At 70.9% G+C, this 25,912-nt stretch carries 21 protein-coding genes; 15 read left to right on the forward strand and 6 right to left on the reverse strand.

Translation table 11 applies throughout. The annotated features are described in order from the left end of the window. The first annotated feature begins 34 nt into the window (after positions 1-34). The 4 genes from hmgA to LK06_RS05400 all read left to right on the forward strand — a co-directional run bounded on the left by hmgA (position 35) and on the right by LK06_RS05400 (position 4,870). Positions 35-1,351, forward strand: coding sequence for a homogentisate 1,2-dioxygenase (hmgA, locus tag LK06_RS05385; protein WP_039651724.1), 1,317 nt, complete (start codon positions 35-37; stop codon positions 1,349-1,351). Between the two features lie 41 nt (positions 1,352-1,392). Further along, a complete protein-coding gene (locus tag LK06_RS05390; protein WP_039651723.1) occupies positions 1,393-2,142 on the forward strand; it encodes a GntR family transcriptional regulator in 750 nt (249 codons plus the stop codon). A 25-nt stretch (positions 2,143-2,167) separates the two neighbouring features. Then, positions 2,168-3,322, forward strand: a complete 1,155-nt coding sequence (locus LK06_RS05395) for a type ISP restriction/modification enzyme (protein ID WP_039651722.1) — start codon at positions 2,168-2,170, stop codon at positions 3,320-3,322. A 351-nt stretch (positions 3,323-3,673) separates the two neighbouring features. Then, positions 3,674-4,870, forward strand: a complete 1,197-nt coding sequence (locus tag LK06_RS05400) for a CaiB/BaiF CoA transferase family protein (protein WP_039651720.1) — start codon at positions 3,674-3,676, stop codon at positions 4,868-4,870. 62 nt (positions 4,871-4,932) lie between these two features. On the opposite strand, the gene LK06_RS05405 is transcribed toward LK06_RS05400, so the two are convergent. The 3 genes from LK06_RS05405 to LK06_RS05415 all read right to left on the reverse strand — a co-directional run bounded on the left by LK06_RS05405 (position 4,933) and on the right by LK06_RS05415 (position 6,731). Beyond that, positions 4,933-5,202, reverse strand: a complete 270-nt coding sequence (locus LK06_RS05405; protein WP_071659103.1) for a hypothetical protein — start codon at positions 5,200-5,202, stop codon at positions 4,933-4,935. A 126-nt stretch (positions 5,203-5,328) separates the two neighbouring features. Further along, positions 5,329-6,141 carry an anti-sigma factor gene (locus LK06_RS05410; RefSeq protein WP_039651717.1) on the reverse strand — a complete coding sequence of 271 codons (813 nt, stop codon included), beginning with the start codon at positions 6,139-6,141 and terminating at the stop codon, positions 5,329-5,331. Beyond that, positions 6,138-6,731, reverse strand: a complete 594-nt coding sequence (locus LK06_RS05415; protein WP_052269868.1) for a sigma-70 family RNA polymerase sigma factor — start codon at positions 6,729-6,731, stop codon at positions 6,138-6,140. Before LK06_RS05415 ends, LK06_RS05410 begins: the two co-directional genes overlap by 4 nt. A 156-nt stretch (positions 6,732-6,887) precedes the next feature. Here LK06_RS05415 and LK06_RS05420 point away from each other — a divergent pair, with 156 nt between their 5' ends. The 4 genes from LK06_RS05420 to LK06_RS05435 all read left to right on the forward strand — a co-directional run bounded on the left by LK06_RS05420 (position 6,888) and on the right by LK06_RS05435 (position 13,388). Beyond that, positions 6,888-8,429 carry a DUF4331 domain-containing protein gene (locus tag LK06_RS05420; protein ID WP_039651777.1) on the forward strand — a complete coding sequence of 514 codons (1,542 nt, stop codon included), beginning with the start codon at positions 6,888-6,890 and terminating at the stop codon, positions 8,427-8,429. 137 nt (positions 8,430-8,566) lie between these two features. Further along, positions 8,567-10,120 (forward strand): tetratricopeptide repeat protein, encoded by a 1,554-nt coding sequence (locus LK06_RS34215; RefSeq protein WP_234367364.1) that lies wholly within the window; start codon positions 8,567-8,569, stop codon positions 10,118-10,120. Next, a complete protein-coding gene (locus LK06_RS05430; protein WP_043433206.1) occupies positions 10,117-11,709 on the forward strand; it encodes a HoxN/HupN/NixA family nickel/cobalt transporter in 1,593 nt (530 codons plus the stop codon). Before LK06_RS34215 ends, LK06_RS05430 begins: the two co-directional genes overlap by 4 nt. A gap of 44 nt (positions 11,710-11,753) precedes the next feature. Continuing rightward, positions 11,754-13,388: a serine/threonine-protein kinase gene (locus LK06_RS05435; RefSeq protein WP_039651715.1), complete on the forward strand. Its 1,635-nt coding sequence runs from the start codon at positions 11,754-11,756 to the stop codon at positions 13,386-13,388. Positions 13,389-13,406: 18 nt separating this feature from the next. Here the strand turns inward: LK06_RS05435 and LK06_RS05440 are convergent, their stop codons facing one another. Further along, complete coding sequence (locus LK06_RS05440; RefSeq protein WP_039651713.1) at positions 13,407-14,213, reverse strand: SGNH/GDSL hydrolase family protein; 807 nt, start codon at positions 14,211-14,213, stop codon at positions 13,407-13,409. A 345-nt stretch (positions 14,214-14,558) separates the two neighbouring features. Between LK06_RS05440 and LK06_RS05445 the strand changes: the two genes are divergently transcribed. The 5 genes from LK06_RS05445 to LK06_RS05465 all read left to right on the forward strand — a co-directional run bounded on the left by LK06_RS05445 (position 14,559) and on the right by LK06_RS05465 (position 21,817). Then, positions 14,559-14,999 (forward strand): hypothetical protein, encoded by a 441-nt coding sequence (locus LK06_RS05445; RefSeq protein WP_039651711.1) that lies wholly within the window; start codon positions 14,559-14,561, stop codon positions 14,997-14,999. 384 nt (positions 15,000-15,383) lie between these two features. After that, positions 15,384-16,205 (forward strand): glycosyltransferase family 2 protein, encoded by an 822-nt coding sequence (locus LK06_RS05450; RefSeq protein ID WP_039651710.1) that lies wholly within the window; start codon positions 15,384-15,386, stop codon positions 16,203-16,205. After that, entirely contained in the window at positions 16,202-17,197 is a 996-nt protein-coding gene (locus LK06_RS05455) for a glycosyltransferase family 2 protein (protein ID WP_043409070.1), read from the forward strand. The genes LK06_RS05450 and LK06_RS05455 overlap by 4 nt, the downstream gene beginning before the upstream one ends. Beyond that, the gene (locus tag LK06_RS05460) at positions 17,194-17,982 is read left to right on the forward strand and encodes a polysaccharide deacetylase family protein (RefSeq protein WP_174673809.1); all 789 of its coding nucleotides are present in this window, start codon (positions 17,194-17,196) and stop codon (positions 17,980-17,982) included. Before LK06_RS05455 ends, LK06_RS05460 begins: the two co-directional genes overlap by 4 nt. Before the next feature lie 4 nt (positions 17,983-17,986). After that, entirely contained in the window at positions 17,987-21,817 is a 3,831-nt protein-coding gene (locus tag LK06_RS05465) for a lipopolysaccharide biosynthesis protein (protein WP_043433203.1), read from the forward strand. A gap of 16 nt (positions 21,818-21,833) precedes the next feature. Here the strand turns inward: LK06_RS05465 and LK06_RS05470 are convergent, their stop codons facing one another. Then, complete coding sequence (locus LK06_RS05470) at positions 21,834-23,249, reverse strand: GH39 family glycosyl hydrolase (protein ID WP_039651703.1); 1,416 nt, start codon at positions 23,247-23,249, stop codon at positions 21,834-21,836. A gap of 149 nt (positions 23,250-23,398) precedes the next feature. Here LK06_RS05470 and LK06_RS05475 point away from each other — a divergent pair, with 149 nt between their 5' ends. Both LK06_RS05475 and LK06_RS05480 read left to right on the forward strand, forming a co-directional pair. Next, entirely contained in the window at positions 23,399-24,493 is a 1,095-nt protein-coding gene (locus LK06_RS05475; RefSeq protein WP_039651702.1) for a DUF5925 domain-containing protein, read from the forward strand. Positions 24,494-24,508: 15 nt separating this feature from the next. Then, positions 24,509-25,279 (forward strand): DUF72 domain-containing protein, encoded by a 771-nt coding sequence (locus LK06_RS05480; RefSeq protein WP_039651701.1) that lies wholly within the window; start codon positions 24,509-24,511, stop codon positions 25,277-25,279. A gap of 11 nt (positions 25,280-25,290) precedes the next feature. Here the strand turns inward: LK06_RS05480 and LK06_RS05485 are convergent, their stop codons facing one another. Beyond that, positions 25,291-25,659 carry a GntR family transcriptional regulator gene (locus LK06_RS05485; protein WP_039651700.1) on the reverse strand — a complete coding sequence of 123 codons (369 nt, stop codon included), beginning with the start codon at positions 25,657-25,659 and terminating at the stop codon, positions 25,291-25,293. Positions 25,660-25,912 lie beyond the last annotated feature (253 nt).

Genomic DNA, 25,912 nt, shown 5'->3' on the forward strand with positions numbered 1-25,912 from the left:
GTTACATAGGAATCCGGGACGCAAGGGAGCGAACATGAGCGGCGACGCACGGAAGACCGCCGAGGGACTGTCCTATATGACCGGGTTCGGCAACGAACACGCGTCGGAGGCGGTGCCGGGCGCCCTACCCGAGGGCCGCAACTCGCCGCAGCGCGCACCGCTCGGCCTGTACGCGGAACAGCTGAGCGGTTCCGCCTTCACCGAGCCGCGGGCGCACAACCGCCGCTCGTGGCTGTACCGCATCCGCCCGTCGGCCGCACACCCGGCCTTCGTCCGCACCGGAAACGGCGCGATCCGCACGGCTCCCTTCACCGAGACCGTTCCCGACCCCAACCGGCTGCGCTGGAACCCACTGCCCGAACCGCCTGCCGGCACCGACTTCCTGGCCGGTCTGTGGACACTCGGCGGAAACGGCGACGCGACCCAGCGCGCCGGCATCGCCGTGCACCTGTATCACGCCAACGCCTCGATGGAACGGGTCTTCTCCGATGCCGACGGTGAACTGCTGCTCGTACCCGAGCGGGGTGGGCTGCTGTTGCACACCGAGTTCGGGCGGCTTCATGTGGAACCGGCCCAGGTGGCGTTGATTCCGCGTGGGGTGCGCTTCCGTGTGGAGCTGCTCGACGAGTCAGCGCGCGGTTATGTGTGCGAAAACTACGGGGCGCCCTTCCAGCTTCCCGACCTCGGCCCGATCGGCGCCAACGGGCTGGCCAACCCGCGGGACTTCCAGGCCCCGGTCGCCGCGTACGAGGACGTCGAAGGCCCGGTGGAGGTGGTGAACAAGTACTGCGGCAACCTCTGGACGGCCACCTACGACCACTCGCCCCTCGATGTCGTCGCCTGGCACGGCAACCATGTGCCATACATCTATGACCTGCGCCGGTTCAATGTGATCGGCAGTATCTCCTACGACCACCCCGACCCCTCCATCTTCACGGTCCTCACGTCTCCGTCGGACACCCCGGGCCTGGCCGGTGCCGACTTCGTGGTGTTCGCACCGCGGTGGCTCGTCGGCGAGGACACCTTCCGCCCGCCGTACTTCCACCGCAACGTGATGAGCGAGTACATGGGCCTCATCGAAGGCGCCTACGACGCCAAGGCCGAGGGCTTCGTGCCCGGCGGCGGCTCGCTGCACAACATGATGTCGGCCCACGGCCCGGACCGGGAGACGTTCGACAAGGCGAGCGCGGCCGAGCTGGAGCCGCACAAGGTCGACGACGGGCTGGCCTTCATGTTCGAAACCCGCTGGCCGATCGCCCTCACCCCGCACGCGGAAGGGGCAGACCATCTCCAACAGGGCTACGACGGTGTCTGGGAGGGGTTGGAGCGCCACTTCCGGCCATCGCACTGACGCATTGCGCCGAACCAGCCCCGACAGGTACGGATAGCCCCGTGACCTCCTTCGCCCCGGACTCGATCGTCCTGAACCGCAAGCTGCCGCTCTGGTACCAGGTGTCGCAGTCGCTGCGCGCTTCGATACTCGGCCGCTCACCCGAGGCCCCGCTGCGCCTGCCCACCGAGGAACAACTGGCGGAGCACTACGGCGTCAGCGTGCTGACCATGCGGCAGGCCCTGAAGGAGCTGGAGGACGAGGGGCTGATCAGCCGGCACCGGCGGCGCGGCACGTTCATCGAGCCCGGGGTGCGGCGCGGGACCCCGGTGCAGTTGCTGGGTTCCGTGGACGCGATCGTGGCCCAGCAGTCCGGCATGACGACCGAGCTGCTGGACCACGGCACGGCACCCGTGCCCGCCGAGATGGCCGAGTACTTCCCCGATCTGGCTCGGGTGGCGACGTACCACCGCCTGCGCAGCGACGAGAAGACCGGCGAGCCGACCAACCACGCCGTCAACCACGTGCGCCCCGAACTGGCCGCGCGCATCGACCTGGACGACCTGGTCCGCTGGCCGATGACCAAGGTGCTGCGCGATGTCGTCGAAGCGGACATCAGCCGGATCACCGACACCGTGGAGGCCCGGCTCGCCGACCCCGAGACGGCACGGCTGCTCCAAGTGCCGCTGCTCAGCCCGATCCTGCACTACACGGGCGTGACCTACGACAGTTCCGGCAGGGTGCTGGACGTAGTGGTCATCCACTACCGGGGCGACCGCTTCGCGTTCACCGTCACCCTGGACGCGACCTGATCCCGGGCGCTGGTCAGGCCGTACCATGCCCTGCGTGACGCACGACGACGCTCCGCTGCTGGCGGACCTCATGCCGTGGTCCGTCGCACCGCTGCGGCCGGGCCGCGCCTGGCCGACGGCACCCGATCCCGCCTCCCTGAAGGCCCGCTGGGACACCCTACTCAAGGCGGACGGCACGGACCGGAACGCACTGTTCGGGCCGACCCGAGCCCGTACACTCCACTCCGCGGTGTCTCAGCTCCCCGGCCACCCGGCCGGCACCGAACGGCTCGCCCGCGCCGAGGGCCCCTGTGCGGAGCCGGTGCGGGTCCTGGCGGCGCCATTCGACGAGCGGTGGCTGATCCCGGACCACCGGCTGATCGACATGGCCCGTCCGGAACTGTGGCGCGTGATGGACGACCCCCAGGTGTTCACGGTCGAGACGGGCGCCGACCCCACTCCCCTGCTGGCGACCTCACTCCTGCCGATACTTCGGACCGGCCGGATCCGCCCGCTCTACCGGCGTCCGGGCGGTAGGGAACCGAACCTGGCCCCGGGCCTGCTGGACCATCTGACCGCTCTGCTGGGCGACCGCCCCACGGCGCCGGACGTGCTGGCCTGGATCCTGGCCACGGTCCGCCCCGACCTCACCGTCCCGCTCACCGGCGACGCCCGGCTGTGGCAGTCCGGGGTGGAGCTGGGCCGCCGCCTGCTCTGGCTGCTGCGCCGTGACGGCGAACGCCCCAAGCTGCCGGGTGGCCGCCGCCCCTACGTCCGCGCGCCCTTGCCGAGCCGACCGCTGGCCCTGCGCTATGACCGTGCCGAGGAGACCCTGTACCTGGACGAGGGGCGCATCTCCCCCGTCCCGCCCGACGCCTGGGACTACGAAGTCGCCGGTGTCCCGGTCCTGGAGAGCTGGTTCGCCGTCCGCACCACCCCGGCCGAGCGCGGCACCCTCGCTGCGCTCCGGCCGGCCACCTGGCCGCAGAGCTGGACGTCGGAGCTGCTGGAACTGATCACCGTTCTCGCCCTGCTGGCGGAACTACGTCCGCAGCGGGACGAGTTGACCGTGACGGCGCCGGTCACCGCGACGGACCTGCGGGACGCGGCCGTACTTCCGGTCCCGCGGCCCTGCCGCCGCCCGGCCTCGGTCCTGGATCATCACGAGGAGGGCCCGGAGGGGCAGTTCACGCTGCTGTGACGGCTGCGCAGGGCGACTTCCAGCCGTACGGCGTCCTCGGCGTCCTTCTGCCGGTGCGGCCGGGCGGGGCCCCGGCGGGCGTCATCGGCTTGCTCCCGAACTAGACGCGCGGATCGACGATCGGCGTCTCCAACGCACCGGTGCGGCCCGACGCGGCACGCACAGTCGGTCCGACCAGGAGCGCCGGATGCTCGGTACCGGTGCCGGGTGCCCCTGCCCGACCGACCCGCAGCAGCCGCACCGCACCGGCCCGGGCGTGCGGTACGCGCCGCGTTCCCCGGCCGTGTCCCGTCCGGTGCCTGCCCACCCGGCTACTGACAAACTCGCCGGGCAAAGGAGATCATCCCTCGCATGGACCGTCTTCCGCTGCCCCTGGAGGGCATCACCGTCGTCGCCGTCGAACAGGCGGTGTCCGCGCCTTTCGCCACCCGACAGCTCGCCGACCTGGGCGCCCGGGTCATCAAGGTGGAGCGGGTCGACGGCGGTGACTTCGCGCGCGCGTACGACACGGCGGCCCACGGCCTCGCCTCGCACTTCGTGTGGTGCAACCGCGGCAAGGAGTCCATCGCCCTGGACCTCAAGGACACGCGCGGCCTCGACGTGGTACGGCGACTGCTCGCGGATGCGGACGTGTTCGTACAGAACCTCGCGCACGGGGCCGCAGCCCGGCTCGGCCTCGACGCGGCCACACTGTGCGCGCGCCACCCACGGCTGATCGCCGTGGACATCTCCGGCTACGGAGGTTCGGGGCCGTACGCGGACAAGCGGGCGTACGACATGCTCGTGCAGTGCGAGGCCGGACTGGTCTCCGTCACCGGGACGCCGGAACAGCCGGTCAAGGCGGGCATCCCGGCCGCGGACATCGCGGCGGCGATGTACGCCTTCTCTGGTGTGCTGGCAGCACTTGTGCGACGCGGGACAACCGGGCGGGGCGGGCCGGTGGAGGTATCCATGCTGGAGGCGCTCGCCGAGTGGATGGGGCATCCGCTGCACCATACGATGCACGGGGGCGAGCCTCCGGCTCGCACCGGGCTCGCGCACGCAGTCATCGCACCGTACGACGCCTATGTCACGGCGGACGGCAAACGCGTGCTGCTGTCGGTGCAGAACGACCGGGAGTGGCAGCGGCTGGCCGTGCAGGTCATGGGCCGTCCGGAACTGGGGACGGACCCGGCCTACGCGACGAACGCGGCACGGGTGGCACACCGGGAGCGCACCGACCAGCTGGTCGCCGAGGCCCTGGGGGCGCTGGGCGCCGAGGAGGCGCTGGCCCGACTGGAACAGGCGGGGATCGCCTGTGCACGGCTGAGGGACCTGCCCGAACTGGCGGAGCACCCGCAGCTAGCGGCCCGGGAGCGGTGGCGCCGGGTGGGGTCGCCGGTCGGGCCGCTGGGGGCACTACTGCCCCCCATCACGCTGCCGGGCGGGGACGAGGCACGGATGGGTGACGTGCCCGGGCTCGGTGAGCACACCGATGCGCTCCTGCGGGCCATGGGAATGACGGACGGCGAGGTCGCAGCGCTGCACCGGGACGGTGTGGTTGCCTGAGCGCGGCACCCCGGACAGGACCTCCGGGGGCGCCGTTCACCAGATGGCCGCCGAACGACCGCTCAGTGGCTGCCGAACAGCGAACGGCGCAGCCGGCGCAGCGGTGCGAAGAGGGACACACGGCCAACCCGCACGCCCCGGTCACTGCGGTTGTGTACGGAGTCACGCGCCGTCAGTTCACGCATCAGCGATGTCGCCTCGACCGTCTCCCGCTGCGGTATGGCGGGCCCCGCCAATACCGACAGATGGCGGTCGAGGCGCGAACTGGTCGCGCTGCTCCCGCAGGTGATCGCAGGAACCCTGGCCCTGCTGCGCACTGTTATCTGCTCCATGTCACTCCCCACCCGTACGAGTCCACCCGGCCCGGGCAGGGTAACCCTATCGCCCTGGCGGGGCATGCGTGCATCTCGGCCATGGGATTCACCTTCCCTGCAAGGCGGTTGACCATGCCTCGTTGACTACTCTCCGAATCCGACCGATTTCAGGGTGAGTTGGACAATGGGCCGCCCGGTGGGCTGAGCTGACCCACCGTCAGGCTCGACGGTTACGGCGAGTGACGTCGAGGAGGGATCGAGACCCGTCGCGACCAAGGGCGTGTCGCCCGCGAAGAGCCCAAGGGAACGCGGTTGCGCACCGGGGCGCATGAGCCAGAGCTGATGCACACGCCCGTCGGCCGGAGTGCCGTACCCGCTCAGGGTGACGACGACTTCCCGCTCCGATTCGGAAGCGACTACTCCGATACTGCGGCCGTGCGCGTCCTCACTGCGTGCGGCACGGGTGTCGGGAGCAGCAAGAACGTGGGCGATCTCACGTGACCGGGCCCGTTCGGCGTCGAGCCGGTCCTGGGTGCGGTTCGCCTGGACCGCGAAGAGTGAGGCGACTACGAGGGCGGCAGCGGCGGTGGCAGTGGCGAGCGGCACGAAGAGGGAGCGCATCCGTCGCGTGCGGGTGCGTCCCGGCGGGGGCTGGACACCCCAGACGTGCGGCGGCAGCCGGCGCGTACGCTCCCGGGCCGGTGCCTGCTCCTGCGGGATGGTGCGCACGGCGGCGAGAACCCGGTCCCGCAGGGCGGTGGGTGCGGGCGCCGCCGCCTGCCAGGCGAGGCGCACCGCGTCCTCGGCCAGGGCCCGTACCTCAGCGGCGCACCGGTCGCATCCCTGGAGGTGCTTCTCGAAGCGGCACCGTTCGCCGGGTTCGAGGGCGTCGAGTGCGTAGGGCGCAGCGAGGGAGTGTGGGGCCTCGCGGCGCAGCAGCCTGCCGAGGGTGCTCATGTGGCTCCTCCGAGGCACTGGCGCAGCCGGGTGAGTCCGTCGCGCATGCGCGTCTTGACCGTGCCCAGTGGCAACGAGAGCCGCTCGGCGACCTCACGGTAGGTGTACCCGTCGTAGTAGGCGAGGGTCACCGACTGGCGTTGCAGGGCAGTGAGCCGGTTCAGGCAGCGGCGCACCCACTCTCGTTCCAGGCCTGCCTCCACCTCCTCGGCGACGTGATCGAAGGCGGGTTCCTCGGCGCGTATCGCTTCCCGCTGCTCGCGGTCGCCGGCCGCGCGGGCGCTACGCACCCGGTCGACGGCGCGACGGTGGGCAAGCGTGAGGATCCAGGACAGGGCGCTGCCCCGGCCCGGGTCGAAACGGGCGGCGGAGCGCCACAGTTCGAGCAGGACCTCCTGGGCGACCTCCTCCGACTGGGCGGGGTCACGGACCACTCGTCGCACCAGCCCGTAGACCGGCCCCGAAACCAGTCCGTACAGGTCCTCGAAGGCCCGTTGATCACCGCCGGCCACGAGCACCAGCAGTTCGTCGGCCGCCCGACCGGCTGCCTCGCCGTGGCCGCAGCCTGCCCTTCCTCGCGTACCGCGCATTCGCACCGCACACACCTCCCCAGGGTGGTACGGATCAGCGGGCCGAAAACGCGGGCCGCAAGCGCACAGAAGTTTTTTCCCCTCCGACCAATCCGCACGGTGGTGCCACTCCGTATACCCCTCCGTCAAGGCAAGTTGGCACTGAGGACGGACGGCATGACACCTCTTTTCTCCAGGAGCGGCACGGGGCGCACGGGCCTGGCCACGCTCATCTGCGGTGCATTGGCCGCCGGAGGGCTCGCAGCCGCCGGCGTCGCCACGCTGGAACCCGGGGCGGCCTCCGCCTCCTCGCACCGGGAGGCCCCGCTGATCTCGGGCGCTCCGCAGTACGACAACACGGACCTGTACGCGTTCGTCAGCCCCGACAAACCGGACACGACGACGATCGTGGCCAACTGGATCCCGTTCGAGGAGCCCGCGGGCGGACCGAACTTCTACACGTTCGCGGACGACGCCCAGTACGACCTGCACGTCGACAACAACGGTGACGCGCGTGAGGAGTTGATATTCCGCTACACCTTCAAGACGCACACCAGGAACAAGAACACCTTCCTCTACAACACCGGACCGGTCACCAACCTGGCCGACCCCGACCTCAACGTCACACAGACCTACGACCTCGATCTGATCCGGCTGAAGAACCGGCACGTGGTGTCGAAGACCAAGCTCGCGGACGATGCGCCGGTGGCGCCGTCGAACGTCGGCAAGGCGTCGATGCCGGACTACGGCAAGCTGCGCGCACAGGCCGTCTACAAGACGGCGGGCGGCACCACCACCTTCGCCGGGCAGGCGGACGATCCGTTCTTCGCGGACCTGCGCGTCTTCGACCTGCTGTACGGAGGCAACCTCAGCGAGGTCGGACGGGACACCCTCAAGGGCTACAACGTCAACACCATCGCCCTTCAGGTGCCCAACGACCTGATCCGCGAGTCCGCCCAGCAGCCGGTCGTCGGCATCTGGTCCACGACCCAGCGCCGCAACGCCCAGGGCTATTACTCCCAGGTCTCGCGGCTCGGCAACCCCCTGGTCAACGAGGTCGTCAACCCGCAGAAGGACAAGGACCGGTTCAACGCCTCCCAGCCCGCCTACGACGCGCAGTTCCTGAAGAACGTCACCGAGCCGGAGCTGCCGAAGCTGATCGAGTCCATCTACAAGATCAAGGCCCCCGCCGAGCCGCGCAACGACCTGGTCGACGTCTTCCTCAAGGGAGTCAAGGGCCTCAACCAGCCGCCGCACGTGCGACCGGCGGAGGAACTGCGTCTGAACACCGCCATCAAGCCGAGCATGCATCCGAAACGGCTGGGCGTGTTGGACGGCGACAAGGCGGGCTTCCCGAACGGCCGGCGGCTCACCGACGATGTGGTGGACGCGGCACTGCAGGTCATGGAGGGCGAACTGGTCGGCTCCAAGAACGATCTGGGTGATGCGGTCAACAAGAACGACCGGAAGTTCGAGAAGTACTTCCCCTACATCGCCCAGCCCGCCTCTGGTTCTCGCGGCCCGCTCGCCAAGGGCACGACCTCGGGCACGGACGTACGCAGCCAGCTCGGCGACGCGCTGCAGCCAACCGGGTCCTCCGGGAGCGGCTCGGGCGACACCATGCTGATCGCCGCCTCGGCGGCCTCCGGAGCGGCCGCGATCCTGCTGCTCGGCAGCGCCTTCGCCTGGTGGCGCCGGCGTGTGCGGCGCCCATACTAACGCCCACACCCCACCGAGACCGGCGCGACCCGCGTCCGCCTTCCCCCGACGACGGGCCGCGCCTCCTTCCGGTACCCGAGCGGCATGAAGTGAGCACCAGGGCGGATCAGATGACATCAGGCGACCGAGGAGAGGGCATGTCCCCGCGTACGAACGACGACGAAGCCGGCGAGCCACGGGTGAGCGGGGAGCCGGACAGGACCGGGAAGCCGGACGGGACCGGGGGGCCTGCCGCGGGGGAGGCCGCGTCCGGCGACGGGGCCGCCATCCCGGCCCCGGCCGGGGCCGGGGCGGACTCCGGCTCCGGCTCCGGCTCCGACTCCGACTCCGACGAGCGCGTGGCGGCCGTCCGCCGTTTCCGTACCGCGGGACGGCGCTGGCGGCTCGCGCAACTCGCCACGTCCGTGGCTCTGCTGGCAACTGCCCTGACCGGTGGCGCGATGGCCCTCGGCACCGGCCGGGCACCGGCATCCCGCCCGACCGCCGCCGTCGCCGTCGACCCCGGTGTGCTGAGCGGGGGGAACCTGGATGCGAGCATCGCCGCGCTCCAGGCGCATCTGCGGGCCCAGCCCAGGGACTCCGGCGGCTGGGCCACTCTGGGCCTCGCCTACGACGAGCAGGCGCGGACCAAGGGCGACCCCTCCCGGTACAAGCAGGCCGACGGGGCACTGCGGCGGTCCCTGGCGCTGGCCCCGGACAACGACCAGGCCCTGGCCGGCTGTGCCGCCCTCGCCGCCGCCCGGCACGACTTCCAGCACGCTCTGAGCTATGCCGACCGGGCTCTGCGGCAGAACCCGTACAGCGAGCGAGCGCTGTCCTCCCGGGTCGATGCGCTGGTCGAACTCGGACGCTACTCCGAGGCGGCGGAGGCCGCCGAGACCGCCGACGCACGCAAGCCGGGCGTCCCGGTCTTCACCCGGTACGCCTACGTGCACGAGCTGCGCGGCGATGTGACGACGGCACGCCGGGTCCTGAAACAGGCGTTGTCCGCCGCCACCTCGCCGGGGGACACGGCGTACGTGGCCGCGCAGCTCGGACTGCTCGCCTGGAACCAGGGCGACTACAAGTCCGCGCTCACCTCCTACGCCCGTGCCCTGGCCGCCGACGACGACTACCTCCCGGCGCTGGAAGGCCGCGCCCGCGCGCAGGCAGCCACCGGTGACCGCGACACGGCGATCAAGGGGATGGAAGCGGTGGTGTCCCGCTATCCGCTCCCGCGCCCCCTGGTAGAACTGGGTGAGCTGTACGAGGCGCGGGGCGCCGCCGGGGACCGGGCCAAGGCCCAGCGCCAGTACGCGCTCGTGGACGCCTGGATCGCGCTGGCCCGTGCGAACGGCGTCGACGCCGACTTGGACACCGCGATGGCCGCCGCCGACCACGGCGACCGGGCTGCGGCGCTGCGGGCCGCCCGGGCCGAATGGACCCGCCGGCACAGCGTGCACACCGCCGACGCCCTCGCCTGGGCGCTGCACGTCAACGGCCGCGACGGCGAGGCACTGCCGTACGCCCGCACAGCCACGGCCACCGGCTACCGCAACGCGGCGTTCCTCTACCACCGCGGCGTGATCGAGCTGGCCACGGGACACCGCACGGCCGGCCGCGCCTCACTGACCTCAGCCCTGAAACTGAACCCGGGCTTCTCGCCGCTGGGCGCCACGAGGGCGCGCAAGGCCCTGGAGGGTGCCCAGTGAAACCGCGGCTGCCGTTCGTCCTCCTCGCCCTGGGCGCCTTGGCCCTCCTGCCGGCCGGGGTGGCGAGCGCGCACCCCCTCGGCAACTTCACCGTCAACCGCTACGACGGCCTGGTCGTCGCTCCCGGGCAGCTGCGTGTCGACCACGTGGAGGACCTCGCCGAGATCCCGGCGACCCAGGTCAAACCCGACCTCGACCGGCTGGGGCTGACGGCGTGGGCCAGACAGCGGTGCGCACGCGCCGCAGCCGGCAGCAGGCTCACCGTCGGCGGACGCACGGTCGCGCTGACCGCCGAGGACTCCACGGCACACCTGCGCCCGGGCCAGGCGGGGCTGCACACCCTGCGGGTGGAGTGCCGGCTGACCGCCCCGCTCCCCCGCGACGGCACCGAGTCCCTCGGCTTCCACAGCGCAGACACAGCCGGTGGGGCGGGATGGCGGGAGATCACCGCCCGCGGCGACCGTATGACACTGACCGCAACGGACGTACCGGGGAAGTCGGTCTCGCACGAACTGACCGCCTACCCACAGGACTTGCTGGCCTCTCCCGCCGACACCACCGCCGCCGTACTGCGCGTGCGCCCCGGCGGCCCGGCGCTCGTCGCGCGGGAGCAGCGGCAGGACGCCCCGGGCGCCGCCGTACTGCCCCGGGGCGCGGACCGCTGGACCCGGGCACTGGACGAACTCGTGGCCCGGCACGACCTGACCGTCGGCTTCGCCGCGCTCGCGCTGCTCATAGCGGTCGTCCTGGGCGCGATGCACGCTCTGGCGCCAGGCCACGGCAAGACCCTGATGGCCGCCACGGCGGCGGCACGCGGGGGCCGGGCCCGACTGCGGGACGTGCTTCCGCTGGCCGCCTCGGTCACGGTGACCCACACGCTCGGCGTGGTCGCCCTGGGTCTCCTCGTCACGGCCGGTTCCGCGGCCACGCCCACCGTGATCGCCTGGCTGGGCACGGCCAGCGGCGCTCTGGTCCTGGTGGCCGGCGCCGGGCTGGTACGCCGGGCCTGGCGCAGTCGTGCGCACGAGGCCGCGCACGTCCATGCGCACGCGCCGGACGATGTTGAGCAGCGCCAGTTGGCCGGTGTTGGTGGCCGCCAGGAGTCGGCCCACCACCATCACCCTCACGAGCACCTCCATGGTGACCACGCCCACCGTCACGGGGACGACGATCACGCCCACACGGGTGGGGGGCACACCCACACCCACACCCACGGAGGCCATACGCACACGCACTCGACCGCGCCCACGCTTCGCGGCACGATCCTGCTCGGCTTCGCCGGGGGGCTGGTGCCCAGCCCGTCCGCCGTGGTCGTGCTGGTAGGAGCGGCGGCACTCGGGCAGGCCTGGTTCGGGCTGCTGCTCGTCGTGGCGTACGGAGCCGGTCTCGCGCTCACCCTCACGGCGGCCGGTTTCGCTGTTGTCCGGCTGGGTTCGGGAATGACCCGGGTGCTGGAACGGCGCCCGCGCTGGACCGCCCATCCGCTGACCGCCCTGGTGCGCCGGACGGTGCCGCTGGTGTCCGCGTTGGCGGTCGTCGCGCTCGGCACCGGATTGTTGCTCAGGGGGGCTGCATCCGCACTCGGTTGAGCTACTTTTGTGGAGAATTCGCGCAACATACCCTGGGGGCGCCCGTGTCCGGAGAACCGGGTCGTGAACGTGTGATCGCGGACCGCTACCGTCTGTTGTCCCCGCTGGGCGAGGGCGGCATGGGGACGGTGTGGCGTGCCCGTGACGAGGTGCTGCACCGCGAGGTGGCGGTCAAGGAGGTACGGGCGCCCGCCGGGCTGCCCGGCCCCGACGTGGAACGGATGTACGCGCGCCTGGAGCGGGAGGCGTGGGCGGCGGCCCGAGTCGCGAACCGCAACGTGGTCACGGTGTACGACGTGGCCGCGGAGGGCGGCCGGCCCTGGATCGTGATGGAGTTGGTGGCCGGCCGGTCCCTCGCCGACCGGCTGGAGGCGGAGGGTCCGCTGTCGCCGCAGCAGGCCGCGCGCATCGGTGCCGAGGTGCTGTCCGCGCTGCGTGCCGCGCATGCCGCCGGGGTGCTGCACCGGGATGTGAAGCCGGCCAACGTGCTCCTCGCGGATGACGGCCGGGTGGTCCTCTCGGACTTCGGCATCGCCACGGTCGAGGGCAGTTCCGCGCTGACCATGACCGGTGAGGTGATCGGCTCGCCCGAATTCCTCGCTCCGGAGCGGGCACTGGGGCGTACGCCCGGGCCCGAGTCGGATCTCTGGTCGCTGGGTGTGCTGCTGTACGCGGCCGTCGAGGGCATCTCTCCGTTCCGGCAGGACACCCCCCTGAGCACCCTGCGCGCGGTGGTGGACGAGGAGTTGCCGCCGCCGCGCCATGCCGGTCCGCTCGCGCCCGTCATCGGTGGGCTGCTGCGCAAGGACCCGGCCGAGCGGCTGTCCGCCGAGCACGCGGAACGGGAGCTGCGACTGGTCGCGGCGGGTGGGCCCCTGCGGGCGGACACGATGCGGCCGGCGGCGCCGTACGTCCCGACGGTGGCCGCCCAGACGGCGCAGCCCTCGCGCACTCCGCCGATCCCGCCGCCCGGCGGGTACCCGGAGCCCCGGCCCGCGACCCCCGAGCCCCCTCTCCGGCCGGAGCGCGGGCGGCGTTCCGCTGTGATGCTGGCCGCGGGCGTGCTCGCGGGCGTCCTGGCGCTGACGGGGCTGACCTACACGCTGCTCCACCACCGGAACGCCGGGACCGGCCGGACCGGCGGCACTGCGAGCAGCGGCCGGGCGAGCGGTGCGCACACCCCCACGGCGAGCAGCGGCACCGCATCGGCCACCAGCGTGCCACCGTCCGCGCGGCACAGCACATCGACGGGTGACGGTCCGTCAGTCAGCCGGCCGGCCCAGTCTGTGCACGTCGGCCTGAGCAGTGCGCACTCGGTGTACTCCGGGTCCTGCCCACCGCCGGGCGCCCAGGCGCCCACCTTCACAGCGACGTTCACGGTGGGACGGCTGCCCGCTCAGGTGGAGTACCGGTGGGTGACAGCCCGTGGATCGGTGTCCGACCCGGGGTGGAAGACGCTGTCATTCCCATCGGGCGGCGGGCGGACCCGGCAGCAGCGGCTGACCGTGACGGCGTACTCCGGTAGCGGGGCGATCAACGACGAAATCAGCGTGGAGGTGCGCACTCCCGTGCGGGCCACGTCGGAGTCCGTGCCGTTCTCGGTGACCTGCACGACGGCGGAGACCCCCTCGTACGGGGCCTCCGCCGCTCCGTCGGGCTCGCCCGGAACCTCACCCTGAGGGGCGAGCCCGCTCGGGTCAGGCTGCGTTCGTCAGCACGGGCAGATAGCCGCCCGACTGGCCTGCTGCGGTGGGGTGGTACGACTCGCCGATGTCGAGCCAGTTGAGGCTGTGCAGCCAGGAGTCCCCGGAGCAGATCTCGTGGTTGGCGAACGTGGGACGGACGTCTCCGAATACGAAGTTGTGGGCCGTGGCACGGGTCTTGACGGTGGCGTCGAGGTAGTCGGCCGCATCGTTGATCGCGGACCGCTTCGTCTCGGAGAGGCCGAGGCAGAGCTGCCCGAGCAGATAGAAGCGGGGGTAGCCGATGACCACCACTCGGGCGGACGGGGCTTTGGCGCTGATCGCGTTGTAGACGGTGTCCAGCTTGCCGGGGAGCGTGTTGGCGACGTACGCCTTGGCGGTGTCGATCCTGGAGAGGCAGGCGCTGGTCGACTGGAGCACACAGGTCGTCATGACGTCTGCGAAGCCTGCGTCGTTGCCGCCGATGGTGATGGACACCAGTGAGGTGGCTGAGTTCAGCGAACCGAGCTGGTTCGCGAGGACGTCGTCCGTAGTGGCGCCCGAACAGGCGTTGAAGGCGAACGACGACGGACTGTGCGCGGCGTTCCACAGATAGGGGTACGCCTTCGTACTGCGATCGCAACTGCCGCTCGAACTGATGTAGCTGCCAGACCCGACTCCGGAGGAGTAGGAGTCACCGAGCGCCACGTAGCCGCCGGACACGGCCGTCGTGGAGGCCTGCGCCGAGGCGGCCCCAGTGAGGCCGAGGCCGGCGGCGAGAAGGAGCGAAGTCACGAATCCGGTAAATCGGGAACGTCTCATGGAACCTCCCTTTAGCAGCAACTCTTCAGTAACCGTCGTAGCAACTACGCGTGTTGACGGGAAGTGTCCATGCCAAGTCTCTTGTGATCTCAACAGAATCAGCCCGAGACGTTCACTGCTCACCTATTGCACTGGGGGATCGGACATGCTGACGCAGTATCAGTTGACATAGCGTCAGGAAGGGTGTCGCGGGAGCAGAGCGGCACGAGGGGGAGCCGGGCAGGAGACCCGGACAGAAGCCCCGGCGGAACGCATGTTTAGGGAGGAATCGCCGCCTTGACGGCCCACCTCGGTCTGCGCCACATTGAAGTCCGGCATCCGGCGCGACAGGGGGCAAAGTCGCCCATGCAGACCTTACGCATCAAGACACCTTCAACAGACGATGTCGCCGGAGGCACCCCCGGGGTACGGGCAGGACCGGGGAGGGGCCTACCCCCGCTGCTCGCAGGGGCTGCGACCGGCGTCGGTGCGGCCGGAGCACTGCTCGCCCTCACCGATTCCGCTTCTCCACTGCGCGCCCCGTGCACGCTGTCCTTCCTGCTCATGGCGCCAACCGTGGCGATCGCTGCGGCGCTGCGCGGACTGGATCCGTTCGCCCGGACGCTCTGCGCACTTGCGGGCTCGGTCGTCGTCAACATGCTGGTCGCCCAAGGCATGCTGGCCGTGCACCGCTGGTCGATCCGCGGCGGGGTGGCCACGGTGACCGTACTGAGCCTGCTCCTTCTGCTCCTGACGTTGGCCCGGGAACGGATTTCGGGTAAATACCCACAGAAGCCAACGACATAGACCAAGGTTGCGTAACAGCCAAACCAATAAGAAGGTGAGACAGCGGTTCAGGTCTTGCCATTCGGACTCAATCGTCAATAACGTCGTACATCTCACCCGCACCGGCACGTCGGCACACGGCTTCAGGGGAGGGCTCAGGGCCGCGGCGGTGCCGGAGCGGGGCGCGGTAGGGGGGTGCCGTGCTCGGTCACCGCAACGGTGACCGAGTCGTGCCGCGCGAGGGGCTGCCGTCTTGTTGCGGCAGGCCGGCCAGCTTTGCCAGCTCGTCTTCGGGCACGGAGATCAGTTCACCGTGCCCGAAGACGAGAACCCCCCTTTCGAACCGGACACACAGCCGGGCCGCCCCAAGGGCGGGCGGTCCACCGGACGAGAGGGAAATGACTCATGAGTTCCGTTCTCCGCCCGCCCAGTTCGGGCCAGGATCCTTCCGTCGCCACCCGCTACCGGCCCATCTCCTCGCACCTGGCGATCGCTCCGCCGGTGAGCGTGGTGATCCCCGCCATGAACGAGGCGGAGAATCTGCCCTACGTCTTCAAGACGCTGCCGGACTGGATCCACGAAGTCGTCCTGGTGGACGGCAGTTCCACGGACGACACCGTGAAGGTGGCCCGCTCCTTGTGGCCGGACGTCAAGGTCGTCGAACAGCGGGGCAAGGGCAAAGGGGATGCCCTGATCACCGGGTTCGAGGCATGCAGCGGCGACATCATCGTGATGGTCGACGCGGACGGCTCGGCCGACGGCAACGAGATCGTCTCCTACGTCTCCGCCCTGGTCTCGGGCGCCGACTTCGCCAAGGGTTCGCGCTTCGCCAACGGCGGCGGCACGGACGACATGACCTTCGTCCGCAAGCTCGGCAACTGGGCGCTGTGCACCGTCGTCAACCGCAAGTTCGGAGCCCGCTACACCGATCTCTGCTACGGGTACAACGCCTTCTGGCGGCACTGCCTGGACAAGATCGACCTGGACTGCACCGGTTTCGAGGTCGAGACCCTGATGAACATCCGGGTGGTCAAGACAGGGCTGAAGGTGCAGGAGATCCCGAGCCACGAGTACCTGCGCATCCACGGCATGAGCAACCTGAGAGCCGTCCGGGACGGACTGAGGGTGCTGAAAGTCATCATCAAGGAGCGTTCCAACCGGCGCGACCTGCGCCGCCGGACGCACCACTCACCGCTGCTCACCGCCGGACGGGGAGAGGCGTCTTGAGAGGTCCCGGCATCTCCGTGGTGATCTGCGTGTACACCGAGGACCGCTGGGAGGACATCCTGGCAGCGGTCCGCTCAGTGCGCGCACAGTCGTATCCCGCGCTGGAGACGCTTCTCGTGGTGGACCACAACCCGGCCCTGCTCGACCGGCTGACCCGTGCGTACGAAGAGACCGGCGGCGTCCGGGTCCTGCCCAACGCGGGACCGCGCGGCCTGTCGGCGGGGCGTAACACCGGCGTCTCCGCCTCCCGCGGAGAGGTGATCGCCTTCCTGGACGACGACGCCGTGGCCGAACGCGGCTGGCTGCGCAGCTTCGCCGAGGGGTACACCGACCCACGTGTGCTGGCGGTCGGCGGCCGTACGGTCCCGGTCTGGGCGTCGGGCCGACGACCGGCCTGGTTCCCGGAGGAGTTCGACTGGGTGGTGGGCTGTACCTACAAGGGACTGCCGCCGGGCCGGGCCCGGGTACGCAACGTCCTCGGTGGCAACGCCTCGTTCCGGCGTGCGGCGTTCGAGGCCGCGGGCGGCTTCGCCACCGGGATCGGACGGGACGGCGACCGGCGCCCGCTGGGCTGCGAGGAGACGGAGTTGTGCATCCGCCTCAGCCTGGCCTGCCCGGACGCCGTCCTGCTCATCGACGACCGGGCGGTCATCCACCATCGGGTACCCGAACCCCGCGAACGCTTCGGCTACTTCCGTACCCGCACCTATGCGGAGGGACTGTCCAAGGCCCTGGTGGCCCGCAGCGTGGGCGCGGCCAAGGGCCTGGAGTCAGAGCGCCGCTACGCCACCCGGGTGCTGCCAGCGGGGTTCGCCCGGGGCCTGCGGGACGCCCTGCTCGGCCGGCCGGGCGGTGCGGGGCGCGCAGCAGCGATCGTCACCGGCATCCTCACCGCAGCGGGCGGGTACGCGGTGGGCAGCGTACGGGCACGACGGAGCGGAAGTCCGTTCTCCGGCGCGGCGGTCCGGGAAACGCAGGGGCAACGGCCATGAGTGACGCGCCCGTGCCCATCCTCATGTACCACTCCGTCGCCGCCGCACCCAACCGTGCCACCCGAGCCCTGTCCGTGGCGCCGGAGGCGTTCGCGCAACAGATGGCGCTCATCGGTGACCTGGGCCTGACCCCGGTCACCACCGCTGCCCTGGCGGGCTGCTGGCGCTCTGGCCGTCCGCTACCCGCCCGACCGGTGCTGATCACCTTCGACGACGGCTACGAGGGCGTGCATCGGCACGCCCTACCGGTGCTCGCCAGACTCGGCTTCCCGGCCACGCTGTTCGTCTCCACCGGCTGGATCAGGGGCGAGTACGACACCGGAGGCGGCCTCGACACCATGCTCGACTGGCGGCAGGTGCGCGACCTGAGCTCCGCCGGCGTGGAGATCGGCGGGCACAGCCACACCCATCCACAGCTCGACCAACTCGACGACGGCACACTGCACGGTGAGTTGGATCGCTGCACGGAGGTCGTCGCCGACGAGCTCGGCTCCCGTCCGGTGTCGTTCGCCTACCCCTACGGGTATTCCAGCCGACGGGTCCGCCAGGCCGTGCGCGACAGCGGATACGGCCAGGCGCTCGCCGTCGGCAATGGCCTCGCCCACCACCGTCAGGGCCCGTACGCACTGCTGCGCCTCACGGTCCGCCGTGGCACGGGCGTCGAAGAGTTCGAGCGGCTGCTCCACGGCCGTGCCATCGCCCGCAACTTCGCCAGGGACCGCACCCTCACCAAGGGGTACGCCCTCGTCCGCAGGGCCCGCCAGGTCCGCCGGAAGGCCATCTGATCCCGTGTCTGACACGACCACCACAACCGAGGCCGGTAAGGGCGCCGAGGGGCCCGGGAAGTCCGAGCGCCGTCTGCGGCTGCCCGGAACGAACCCGTCCCCCGGTGGCAGCCCGCTCTTCCGCAACGCCTACGCCCTGATGCTCAACACCGGCATCTCCGCCGTCCTCGGACTCGGCTTCTGGCTGGCCGCGGCGCACTACTACTCCGAGTCGGCCGTCGGCCAGGGATCGGCCGCGATCGCCGCGATGAAGCTCCTGGCAGGGCTGACCGCGGTGACCCTGACCGGCGCACTGGCCCGCTTCATCCCGGTGTCGGGAGCCGGCACCGGACGGCTCATCTTCCGTACCTACGCGGGCAGCTCACTGGTGGTGGCGGGCGCGGCCGGCCTTTTCCTCCTCACCCTGGACGTGTGGGGGCCCTCGTACCGGTTCCTGCACGGCACCCTCAACGGCCTGGGCTTCATCGGCGCCGTCGCCGCATGGAACCTGCTCACCCTGCAGGACGGGGTGCTGACCGGGCTGCGCAACGCGACCTGGGTACCGGTCGGCACTACCGTGTTCTCCGCGGTGAAGCTGGCCCTACTGGCCGCGTTCGCCGTCGCCATCCCGACCACTGGCGTCTTCGTGTCCTGGGGGGCCGCGATCGCCACCTCGGTGGTGCCGCTGGGCTGGCTGGTGTTCCGGCGGCTGGTGCCCCGGCACGTCAAGGCGACCGAGGAGCACAGCGCCCCGCCGGCCCTCAAGGAGATCGGGAAGTTCCTGGCCGGGGACTACACCGGCTCCCTGTTCTCCCTCGCAGTGGTCTACCTCGTCCCCGTGATCGTCGCCTCTCAGGTCAGTTCCGCGGAGAACGCCTACTTCTACATCACCACCACCATCGGCGGCACCATCAATCTGCTCGCCATCAACATGGGCGCATCCCTCACGGTCGAGGGCTCGCACGCCCCAGGCCGGCTGGCCGCCAACACCCGCGCCGCGCTGAAACGGATAACCAGGATCATGCTGCCGATCGCGGGCCTGCTGTTCATGGGCGCTCCCTGGATCCTGGGCGTGTTCGGCGAGGGCTACGCGGACGCGGCGACCCCGCTGCTGCGCTGGTTCGCGGTCGGCGCGGTGCTGCGGGTCGTCATGGAAACCTACTTCGCCGTGTTGCGCGCACAGAGCCGCACCGCCGGACTCGCCTGGCTACAGGGCCTGCTGTGTGTGCTGGTGCTGGGGTTGACCCTGCTGTTACTCCCCCGGATGGGGCTGACCGGAGCGGGTGTCGCCGAGATCTCCAGCCTCGCGGTGATCGTGGCGATCGCCGCGCCGAAACTGTGGCGGACGGTCCGGGCCGCACCCGTCGCCGTGCCCGAGGCGGCGGCACCGGACGGGGACGTCTCCGACCTCGGGGCGCACGAGGTCCCGGCCGATGCCCCGGCCCGTAGGCACGGACCTGCCTGGGCGCTGGACTCCGACACCCTCACACTCGGCCTCCACGTGGACTTCGATCACCTGGAGCGGCGTCCGGACGTCCGCCCGGGCCCGGGAACACCGCCCACCGGTGCGCCGGTGGCTCCTCCCCGGCCCCCACTGGGGCTCGTGGGGCAGAGGCAGGAGCCCGCTGCCCAGGCCGCACCGGGCCCGTCGCTGCCGGCCCGGACCGACGCACCGGTCAGGGCCCGGGAGTTCGGCGCGCCCCGTAAGCGAACCGCACCGGGTGCCGACGTCCTGGCCGGGGCCCCCACCCACGAGGCCGTACCGAATGGCCCCGCACCCGGGGAGCCAACGGTCCCCGTGCCGCTTTGGCGCTGGCCGCTACCCACCCGCCCGGGTGTCGCTCTCGGCTGTCTGCTCGTCTTCGCGCTGCTGCTGTACTGGGTCCCCGCGCTGCGACTCGGCGACGCCGACCTGGACCGGATGGGCGGCCTCGGGTTGGTCTCGGTGCTGCCACTGCCGACTCTGGCCGGAGCGGCCCTGCTGATCACCGTGTTCGCCGCGCTGCTGTGGCTGCGCCGCGAACACCGGTTCCTGCTGCTGGTGACGCTACTGGCGACCGTGGTGTCCCTGCATGCCCTGCCCGCGCTGATCGAGAGCTCACCGCGGTTCCCGACCGCCTGGCAGCACCTCGGCTTCATCGACTACATCGATCGCACCGGCACCGCCGTACCGGACCTGGACGCACGCTGGAGCTGGCCGGGCTTCTTCGCGGTGGCCGCGTTCGTCGGCAGGGCGTGCGGGGTCACCCACTTCACGGAGGTCATCCGTTGGTGGCCCACCGTCATCGAACTCGCCTGTTTGGCACCGATGTTCCTACTCACCCGAGCGCTACGGGCGAGCTGGCGGGCAAAGTGGACCGGTTTGTGGATCTTCGTCCTGAGCAGTTGGGTCGGCCAGGACTACTTCTCCCCGCAGGGCTTCACCTATGCGCTGTACCTGGTCTTCACGGCGATCCTGCTGGTCTGGTTCCGCCCGCCGCGGGTGATCTGGAACAGGGTCCGACCCGGCGAGGCCGAGGTGGAGCCGGCCGACCGGCGGCAGCGGACGGTGCTGCTGCTGGTGCTGATGGGCCTGTACGCGGCGAGCGTCCCCGCGCACCAGCTCACTCCGTTCGTGATGCTCGGCGTGCTCGCGGCCCTCGTGCTGAGCGGCCGCTGCGAACTGCGCGGCCTGCCCTTGCTGTTCGCGGTGCTGGTCGCGGTCTGGGTCTGTTTCATGGCGGAGCCGTACTGGTCCGGGCACTTCGACGACCTCTTCGGCGGTGTGGGCGGGGTGGGCAGCAATGTTTCCACCTCCGTCACCGGCCGTATCCGGGGCGGGAGTCCGACGCACAAGCTGGTGCTGTACACCAGGGTGCTGCTGGCCGGTTCGGTACTGGTCCTGGCCTGCTGGGGCTGGTGCCGACGGCGCCTGAACCGGTACCGCGAGCGATCGCTGCTGGTGCTCACTTTCGTGCCGTTCCTGGGCTTCGGTATGCAGTCGTACGGCGGCGAGATGGCACTGCGGGTCTTCCTGTTCGCCCTGCCGGGCGCGGCGCTGCTCGGCGCCTTCGCGCTCTTCCCGCGGACCGGCGTCACCCGGGAGGAGCCTGGGAACGGGTCCGGGAACCAGACCGCGGAGAAGCGGCTCGCCCTCGGTCCGCCGGCCGCGCTGCTGGCGGGACTGCTGCTGATGGGTGGGTTCCTGGTGGCCCGCTGGGGGAACGAACCGTTCGAGCGGACCCGGCCGGGCGAGGTCGCGGCCATGGACTGGGTGTACGCCCACGACAAACCGACCGTACGGCTGTTGTGGCTGAGTCAGGACCCGGTCAACGACGTCACCCCGGCCCTGCCGTGGGGCGCGCGGGACATGGAGCGGGTGACCTATGTGCCGACTCTGGCGCCGACCGACCCGAGGCTGGTGTCGGGCCTGGTCAAGAGGCTCAGGGACGCGGGACCGAACTCGTATCTGATGATCAACCGGAGCCAGGTGACCTACCTGGAACTGGATGCGGGGTTCTCCACGGCCTGGCAGCGCCAGCTCGTGGAGGACCTCGACAACCGGCCGGAGCTGGCAAAGGCCCTGGTCAACGCCGATGTCACGGTGTACGCGCTGCGCGAGCCACCGGTCGGTCCGGTGCCGAAACCCGATCCGGGACCAGTCGGGCCGCAGGTGACCTGGACGCCGTGGTCGGTGGTCGGCGCGCTGGCCGCCGTCGTCCTGCTCCTGCTGCTCGCCGCCCGCGAGACGGTGCGGGTCGCGATCCGGCCGGGTGTGCGCCAGCTACGGCTGTTGCAGGGCGGATTCTGGTTCTCGCTGCCGCTGCTGGCCGTGGTGCTGGCCTCACTGGTGCAACGGTTCCTGACGATGAAGTGAGGGTGGCCCGGCCGGGTCACCGGTCGAGCCACTTCACCTCGTACGCGCGCATGTCGAACCGCTTGCCGTCGACCTGCGCGCTGATCCTCCGGTCGAGGGTGTTGACCACCAGGACGGTGCTGCGGCTGGCGAGGACCCGGACGTGGGGTTCGTCGGCGGCGGCGACGGACACGGACTCGTACCTCGTGCCCGGCGGGAACGCCTTCGCGAACCTGGACACCAGGTCGTACAGGGGAAGGGCCTTGCCCCCGTGGGGGCCGTCGGTGGGTGTCCACAGGCAGCCGGGACAGGAGCCCTTCTCCTCCTCCGGGTTCCAGTAGAAGCCGGAGTCGGCGCCGCCCTCGGCCATGGCGATCATCCCGGTGGCCTGGACGGCGACGCGGTGCGGTGCGGACCACCCCTTGCGGTCGTCGTTGCCGTCGCCGGGTTCCACGTAGTACTCGGCCCACCACAGCGGCAGGTCGTGCGTCTGCCGCCGTACCCACTCACTGACGGCCCTGAGTTTGCCGGTGGCCGCGAACTCGTCGGGCAGCAGCTCGTCGTCGCGGGTGTAGCTCGAACCGTCGACCACCGCGAAGTCGGCACCGACCTTGTGCGTGTTCCAGTAGGCGAAGGCGTCCAGGACCCGCTGGTCCATGGCGCCCCAGGGGCCCCGGAGCGCCGTGGAGGCGTTCTGGTCACGCGGGTCGACACTGTCCATCACGAGGTAGGGCCCGCCGACCATGATGTCCTTGCCGACCTTCTTGAGCGCCTCGTAGACGAGGTTGTACATCCGGGTGTATCCCTCGTAGTCCCAGCGGGCCTTGGCGTCGTTCCAGAAGCCCTTGAACTCGTTCCAGACGATGAAGTGCTTCACGTCCGGGTAGCGCCGGGCGACGGTCGCGGCGAGGTTGGCGAAATCCTGGTAGTGGTTTGGTGTGGGTGCGGTCTCCAGGGCGGACCGGCTCCAGTCGGTGTTGCCGACCCCTGCCTTGCCCCCCTTCATCCAGTCCGGGGAGCAGCACAGTGTGATCACCGGGGTGCCGCCGGAGGCGCGGACGAAGTCGACACGACGGTCCAGTGCGGCGAAGTCGTAGTGCCCCTGGACCGGTTCGGGATTGTCCGCACCCCACCCCATGATGTGCTGGTTCTGCGCTAACCCGCCGTCCTTGCGCAGCAGTTGTTCCACCCGACGGATGGCCGCAGTGGTTCCCTGGTCGGCGCTGTACTGGGTGTGTGTGAAGCCCCAGCCGACGTATGGTTCCGGCTTCGCGGTGGGACCGGCGGGGGTGCCGTGAACCTTGTCGCCGTCGCGTGTGGTGCCGGCCGTGCCGGGGTCGGCGGGCAGGGAGCCGAGCAAGGTCACGGCCAGGACCAGCACGACCGCGCCCACACCCAGCAGGGCGGCGAGCCGCCACCGTCGATTCTCCACATCCCACCCATGACGTCCCATCGGGGACACAGTAACCACGGAAGCCGTACAAGGGGCAGGACTTGGGCACACCGCAGGCCGCTCCAGGACACCCGCAACGGTCCGGGGACACCGGGGCACCGCGGCGGAAATGCCGTGCACGGAGCGGACGGGTGCCGGATCATGGTCGCATGTCCGCGAACCCGCACGACGCTCTGCCGATCCGGCTCCAGGTCGACGACTCCGACTCCCCGCCCGACGTCGTGGACGCGCTGTTCCTCGGCCGCTTCGCCACGGGCGAGCAGCCCTACTCGCACGCGGCGAACATCGACCGTGTCCGCTCCGGCGTGACCCTGCTGCCGGACGGTGCCCGCGTGCTGCGGGTCGCCCGTGACGACGATCGCAGCGCCACCCTGGCGGAGGGCGACGGCTGGACCCTGTTGGTCTCCCGCTGGAACCGCGGCGCGGACGTCACGGTCACCGCGACCAGCGCCGAGCTGGCGAAGTCGGTCCTCGACCAGGCCACGGAGGGTGCCGCCGACGAGCCCGAACCGCAGCCCGAGAACGTGACGATGGGTTTCTGGTACGTGTCCCCGAGGCGCGGCCCGCACCGCACCACCCGGCAGATCTCCGCGGGTACCTGGGACGAGATCCGGCCCAACTACACCGCGCCGGTGGCGGATGCCATGGACCGCCTGATGACGACGACCCCCGAGCGCATCGCGGGTCGGCTGCTCCTCCTGCACGGCCCACCCGGCACCGGCAAGACCTCCGCGCTGCGTACCCTGGCCCGTTCCTGGCGGGCCTGGTGCCAGGTGGACTGCGTGCTCGACCCGGAACGCCTCTTCTCCGACGTCGGCTATCTCATGGACATCGCGATCGGCGAGGACGACGGCGCCGGCAAGGGCCGTTGGCGGCTCCTGCTGCTGGAGGACTGCGACGAGCTGATCCGCGGCGAGGCCCGGCACACGGCGGGTCAGGCCCTTTCCCGGCTGCTGAACCTCACCGACGGTCTGCTCGGCCAGGGGCGCAACGTCCTGGTCGGCGTCACCACGAACGAGGACCTGGAACGTCTGCACCCGGCCGTGGTCCGCCCCGGCCGCTGCCTGGCCCGCATCGAGGTGGGACCGCTGACGCGCGGGGAGGCGGTCAACTGGCTCGGTACCGAGGAGGGCCTCGGCCGCGAGGGCGCGACCCTCGCGGAGCTGTACGCGCTCCGTCGGGGCACGACACCCGCCTCGGTGCCGGGCACCCGGGGCGCAGCGGACGCGGGCCTGTACCTGTAGTGCTTTGATGGTGCTGTGACCTTGTTCGTCGGCACCTCGGGGTGGCAGTACAAGGACTGGCGGGATGTCGTCTACCCGGCCGGGGTCCCCGTACGGCTGTGGCTGGAGGAGTACACCCGCCTGTTCGCAACCGTGGAGATCAACAACGCGTTCTACCGGCTGCCGTCGTACGACACCTTCGCCGCCTGGCGGGTCCGGGTCCCCCCGGACTTCGTGATCGCGGTCAAGGCCAGCCGCTACCTCACCCACATCAAACGCCTCAAGGACCCCGAGGAACCGGTCCACCGGCTCCTGACCCACGCAGCAGGCCTGGGCGACCGCCTCGGGCCGGTCCTGCTCCAGCTCCCGCCCACCCTGCGCGCCGACCCGCCCCTGCTCGACGGCTGCCTGAAGTGCTTCCCGCCCGGCGTGAGGGTCGCGGTCGAACCCCGCCACGACTCCTGGTGGACGGCCCGGGTCCGCAGCGTGCTCGAATCCCGGGGCGCGGCCCTGTGCTGGGCCGACGTCCTGGCCCGCCCGGTCACCCCGCTGTGGCGCACCACCGACTGGGGCTACGTCCGCTTCCACGAGGGCCGGGCCCAGCCCTGGCCACGCTACGGCCGCCGCTCGCTGGAAACCTGGGTGGACCGTGTCGCGACGACGTGGTCCGGCGAAGAGGACGTGTACGCGTACTTCAACAACGACCCCGGCGGCGCGGCGGTGCGGGACGCGGAGGCGTTCGGGAAGGTGGCGGGGAGAGCGGGGCTGGTGGTGACGAGGGTCCCGGAACCGGCGGTACACCGATGACGGCCGGCCCGCTACCGTCCATAAACTGCCCGCAGGGCATCCCGTACCGCGGCCAGCGCTGCCTCCTCTCCCAGTCCCAGCCGCCGCACCCGCTCCGCGTACGCCTGTGCGGCCAGGGAAGCCTCCCGCTCCGCGGCCGTACCGGCGGCAGCCACGAACGTGCCGTTGCGGCCCCGCGTCTCGATCACTCCGTCGCTCTCCAGTGCACGGTACGCCTTGGCGACCGTGTTCACCGCGAGCCCCAGGGACTCGGCCAGCCCCCGCACGGTCGGCAACCGGTACCCCACGGGCAGCGCTCCGGACCGCGCCTGCTCGGAAATCTGCGCCCGCACCTGCTCGTACGGGGGCGCGCTGTCATTCATGCGGATCTTCAAGCTCACAGCCCGATTGTCCCGCACCGAGCGGAAGGTCCGGGGGCAGGAACCGGGCGGAAAATGAGAGGCACTCCGGCCTCCCCTCGCCGTACGGTCCCTCTCCATGACCCTGATCGTGCGTGACCTCCGCCCTGACGTCCGGGGCGGCGTCGAGGGCCCCCTCGTTCGGCGCCTGGCTCTTCGCCGTGGCCTACGCCGGCGGCCACGCCCGGTATTCCCCACCATGACCGGTCGCGCCCGTGCATTCCGCGGGCGTGAC

This window comes from Streptomyces pluripotens (genome assembly GCF_000802245.2).
Classification (GTDB): Bacteria; Actinomycetota; Actinomycetes; order Streptomycetales; family Streptomycetaceae; genus Streptomyces; species Streptomyces pluripotens.

What these genes read in the sequence shown, in the direction of transcription:
- LK06_RS05410 (WP_039651717.1), bottom strand. Translation starts at nt 6,141, where the DNA reads ATGAGCACCCTCGGCAGGCTGCTGCGCCGCGAGGCCCCACACTCCCTC.
- LK06_RS05475 (WP_039651702.1), top strand. Translation starts at nt 23,399, where the DNA reads ATGTCCGCGAACCCGCACGACGCTCTGCCGATCCGGCTCCAGGTCGAC.
- LK06_RS05405 (WP_071659103.1), bottom strand. Translation starts at nt 5,202, where the DNA reads ATGGAGCAGATAACAGTGCGCAGCAGGGCCAGGGTTCCTGCGATCACC.
- LK06_RS05440 (WP_039651713.1), bottom strand. Translation starts at nt 14,213, where the DNA reads ATGAGACGTTCCCGATTTACCGGATTCGTGACTTCGCTCCTTCTCGCC.
- LK06_RS05445 (WP_039651711.1), top strand. Translation starts at nt 14,559, where the DNA reads ATGCAGACCTTACGCATCAAGACACCTTCAACAGACGATGTCGCCGGA.
- LK06_RS05460 (WP_174673809.1), top strand. Translation starts at nt 17,194, where the DNA reads ATGAGTGACGCGCCCGTGCCCATCCTCATGTACCACTCCGTCGCCGCC.
- LK06_RS34215 (WP_234367364.1), top strand. Translation starts at nt 8,567, where the DNA reads ATGTCCCCGCGTACGAACGACGACGAAGCCGGCGAGCCACGGGTGAGC.
- LK06_RS05420 (WP_039651777.1), top strand. Translation starts at nt 6,888, where the DNA reads ATGACACCTCTTTTCTCCAGGAGCGGCACGGGGCGCACGGGCCTGGCC.
- LK06_RS05400 (WP_039651720.1), top strand. Translation starts at nt 3,674, where the DNA reads ATGGACCGTCTTCCGCTGCCCCTGGAGGGCATCACCGTCGTCGCCGTC.
- LK06_RS05415 (WP_052269868.1), bottom strand. Translation starts at nt 6,731, where the DNA reads ATGCGCGGTACGCGAGGAAGGGCAGGCTGCGGCCACGGCGAGGCAGCC.
- hmgA (WP_039651724.1), top strand. Translation starts at nt 35, where the DNA reads ATGAGCGGCGACGCACGGAAGACCGCCGAGGGACTGTCCTATATGACC.
- LK06_RS05470 (WP_039651703.1), bottom strand. Translation starts at nt 23,249, where the DNA reads ATGGGACGTCATGGGTGGGATGTGGAGAATCGACGGTGGCGGCTCGCC.
- LK06_RS05395 (WP_039651722.1), top strand. Translation starts at nt 2,168, where the DNA reads ATGCCCTGCGTGACGCACGACGACGCTCCGCTGCTGGCGGACCTCATG.
- LK06_RS05450 (WP_039651710.1), top strand. Translation starts at nt 15,384, where the DNA reads ATGAGTTCCGTTCTCCGCCCGCCCAGTTCGGGCCAGGATCCTTCCGTC.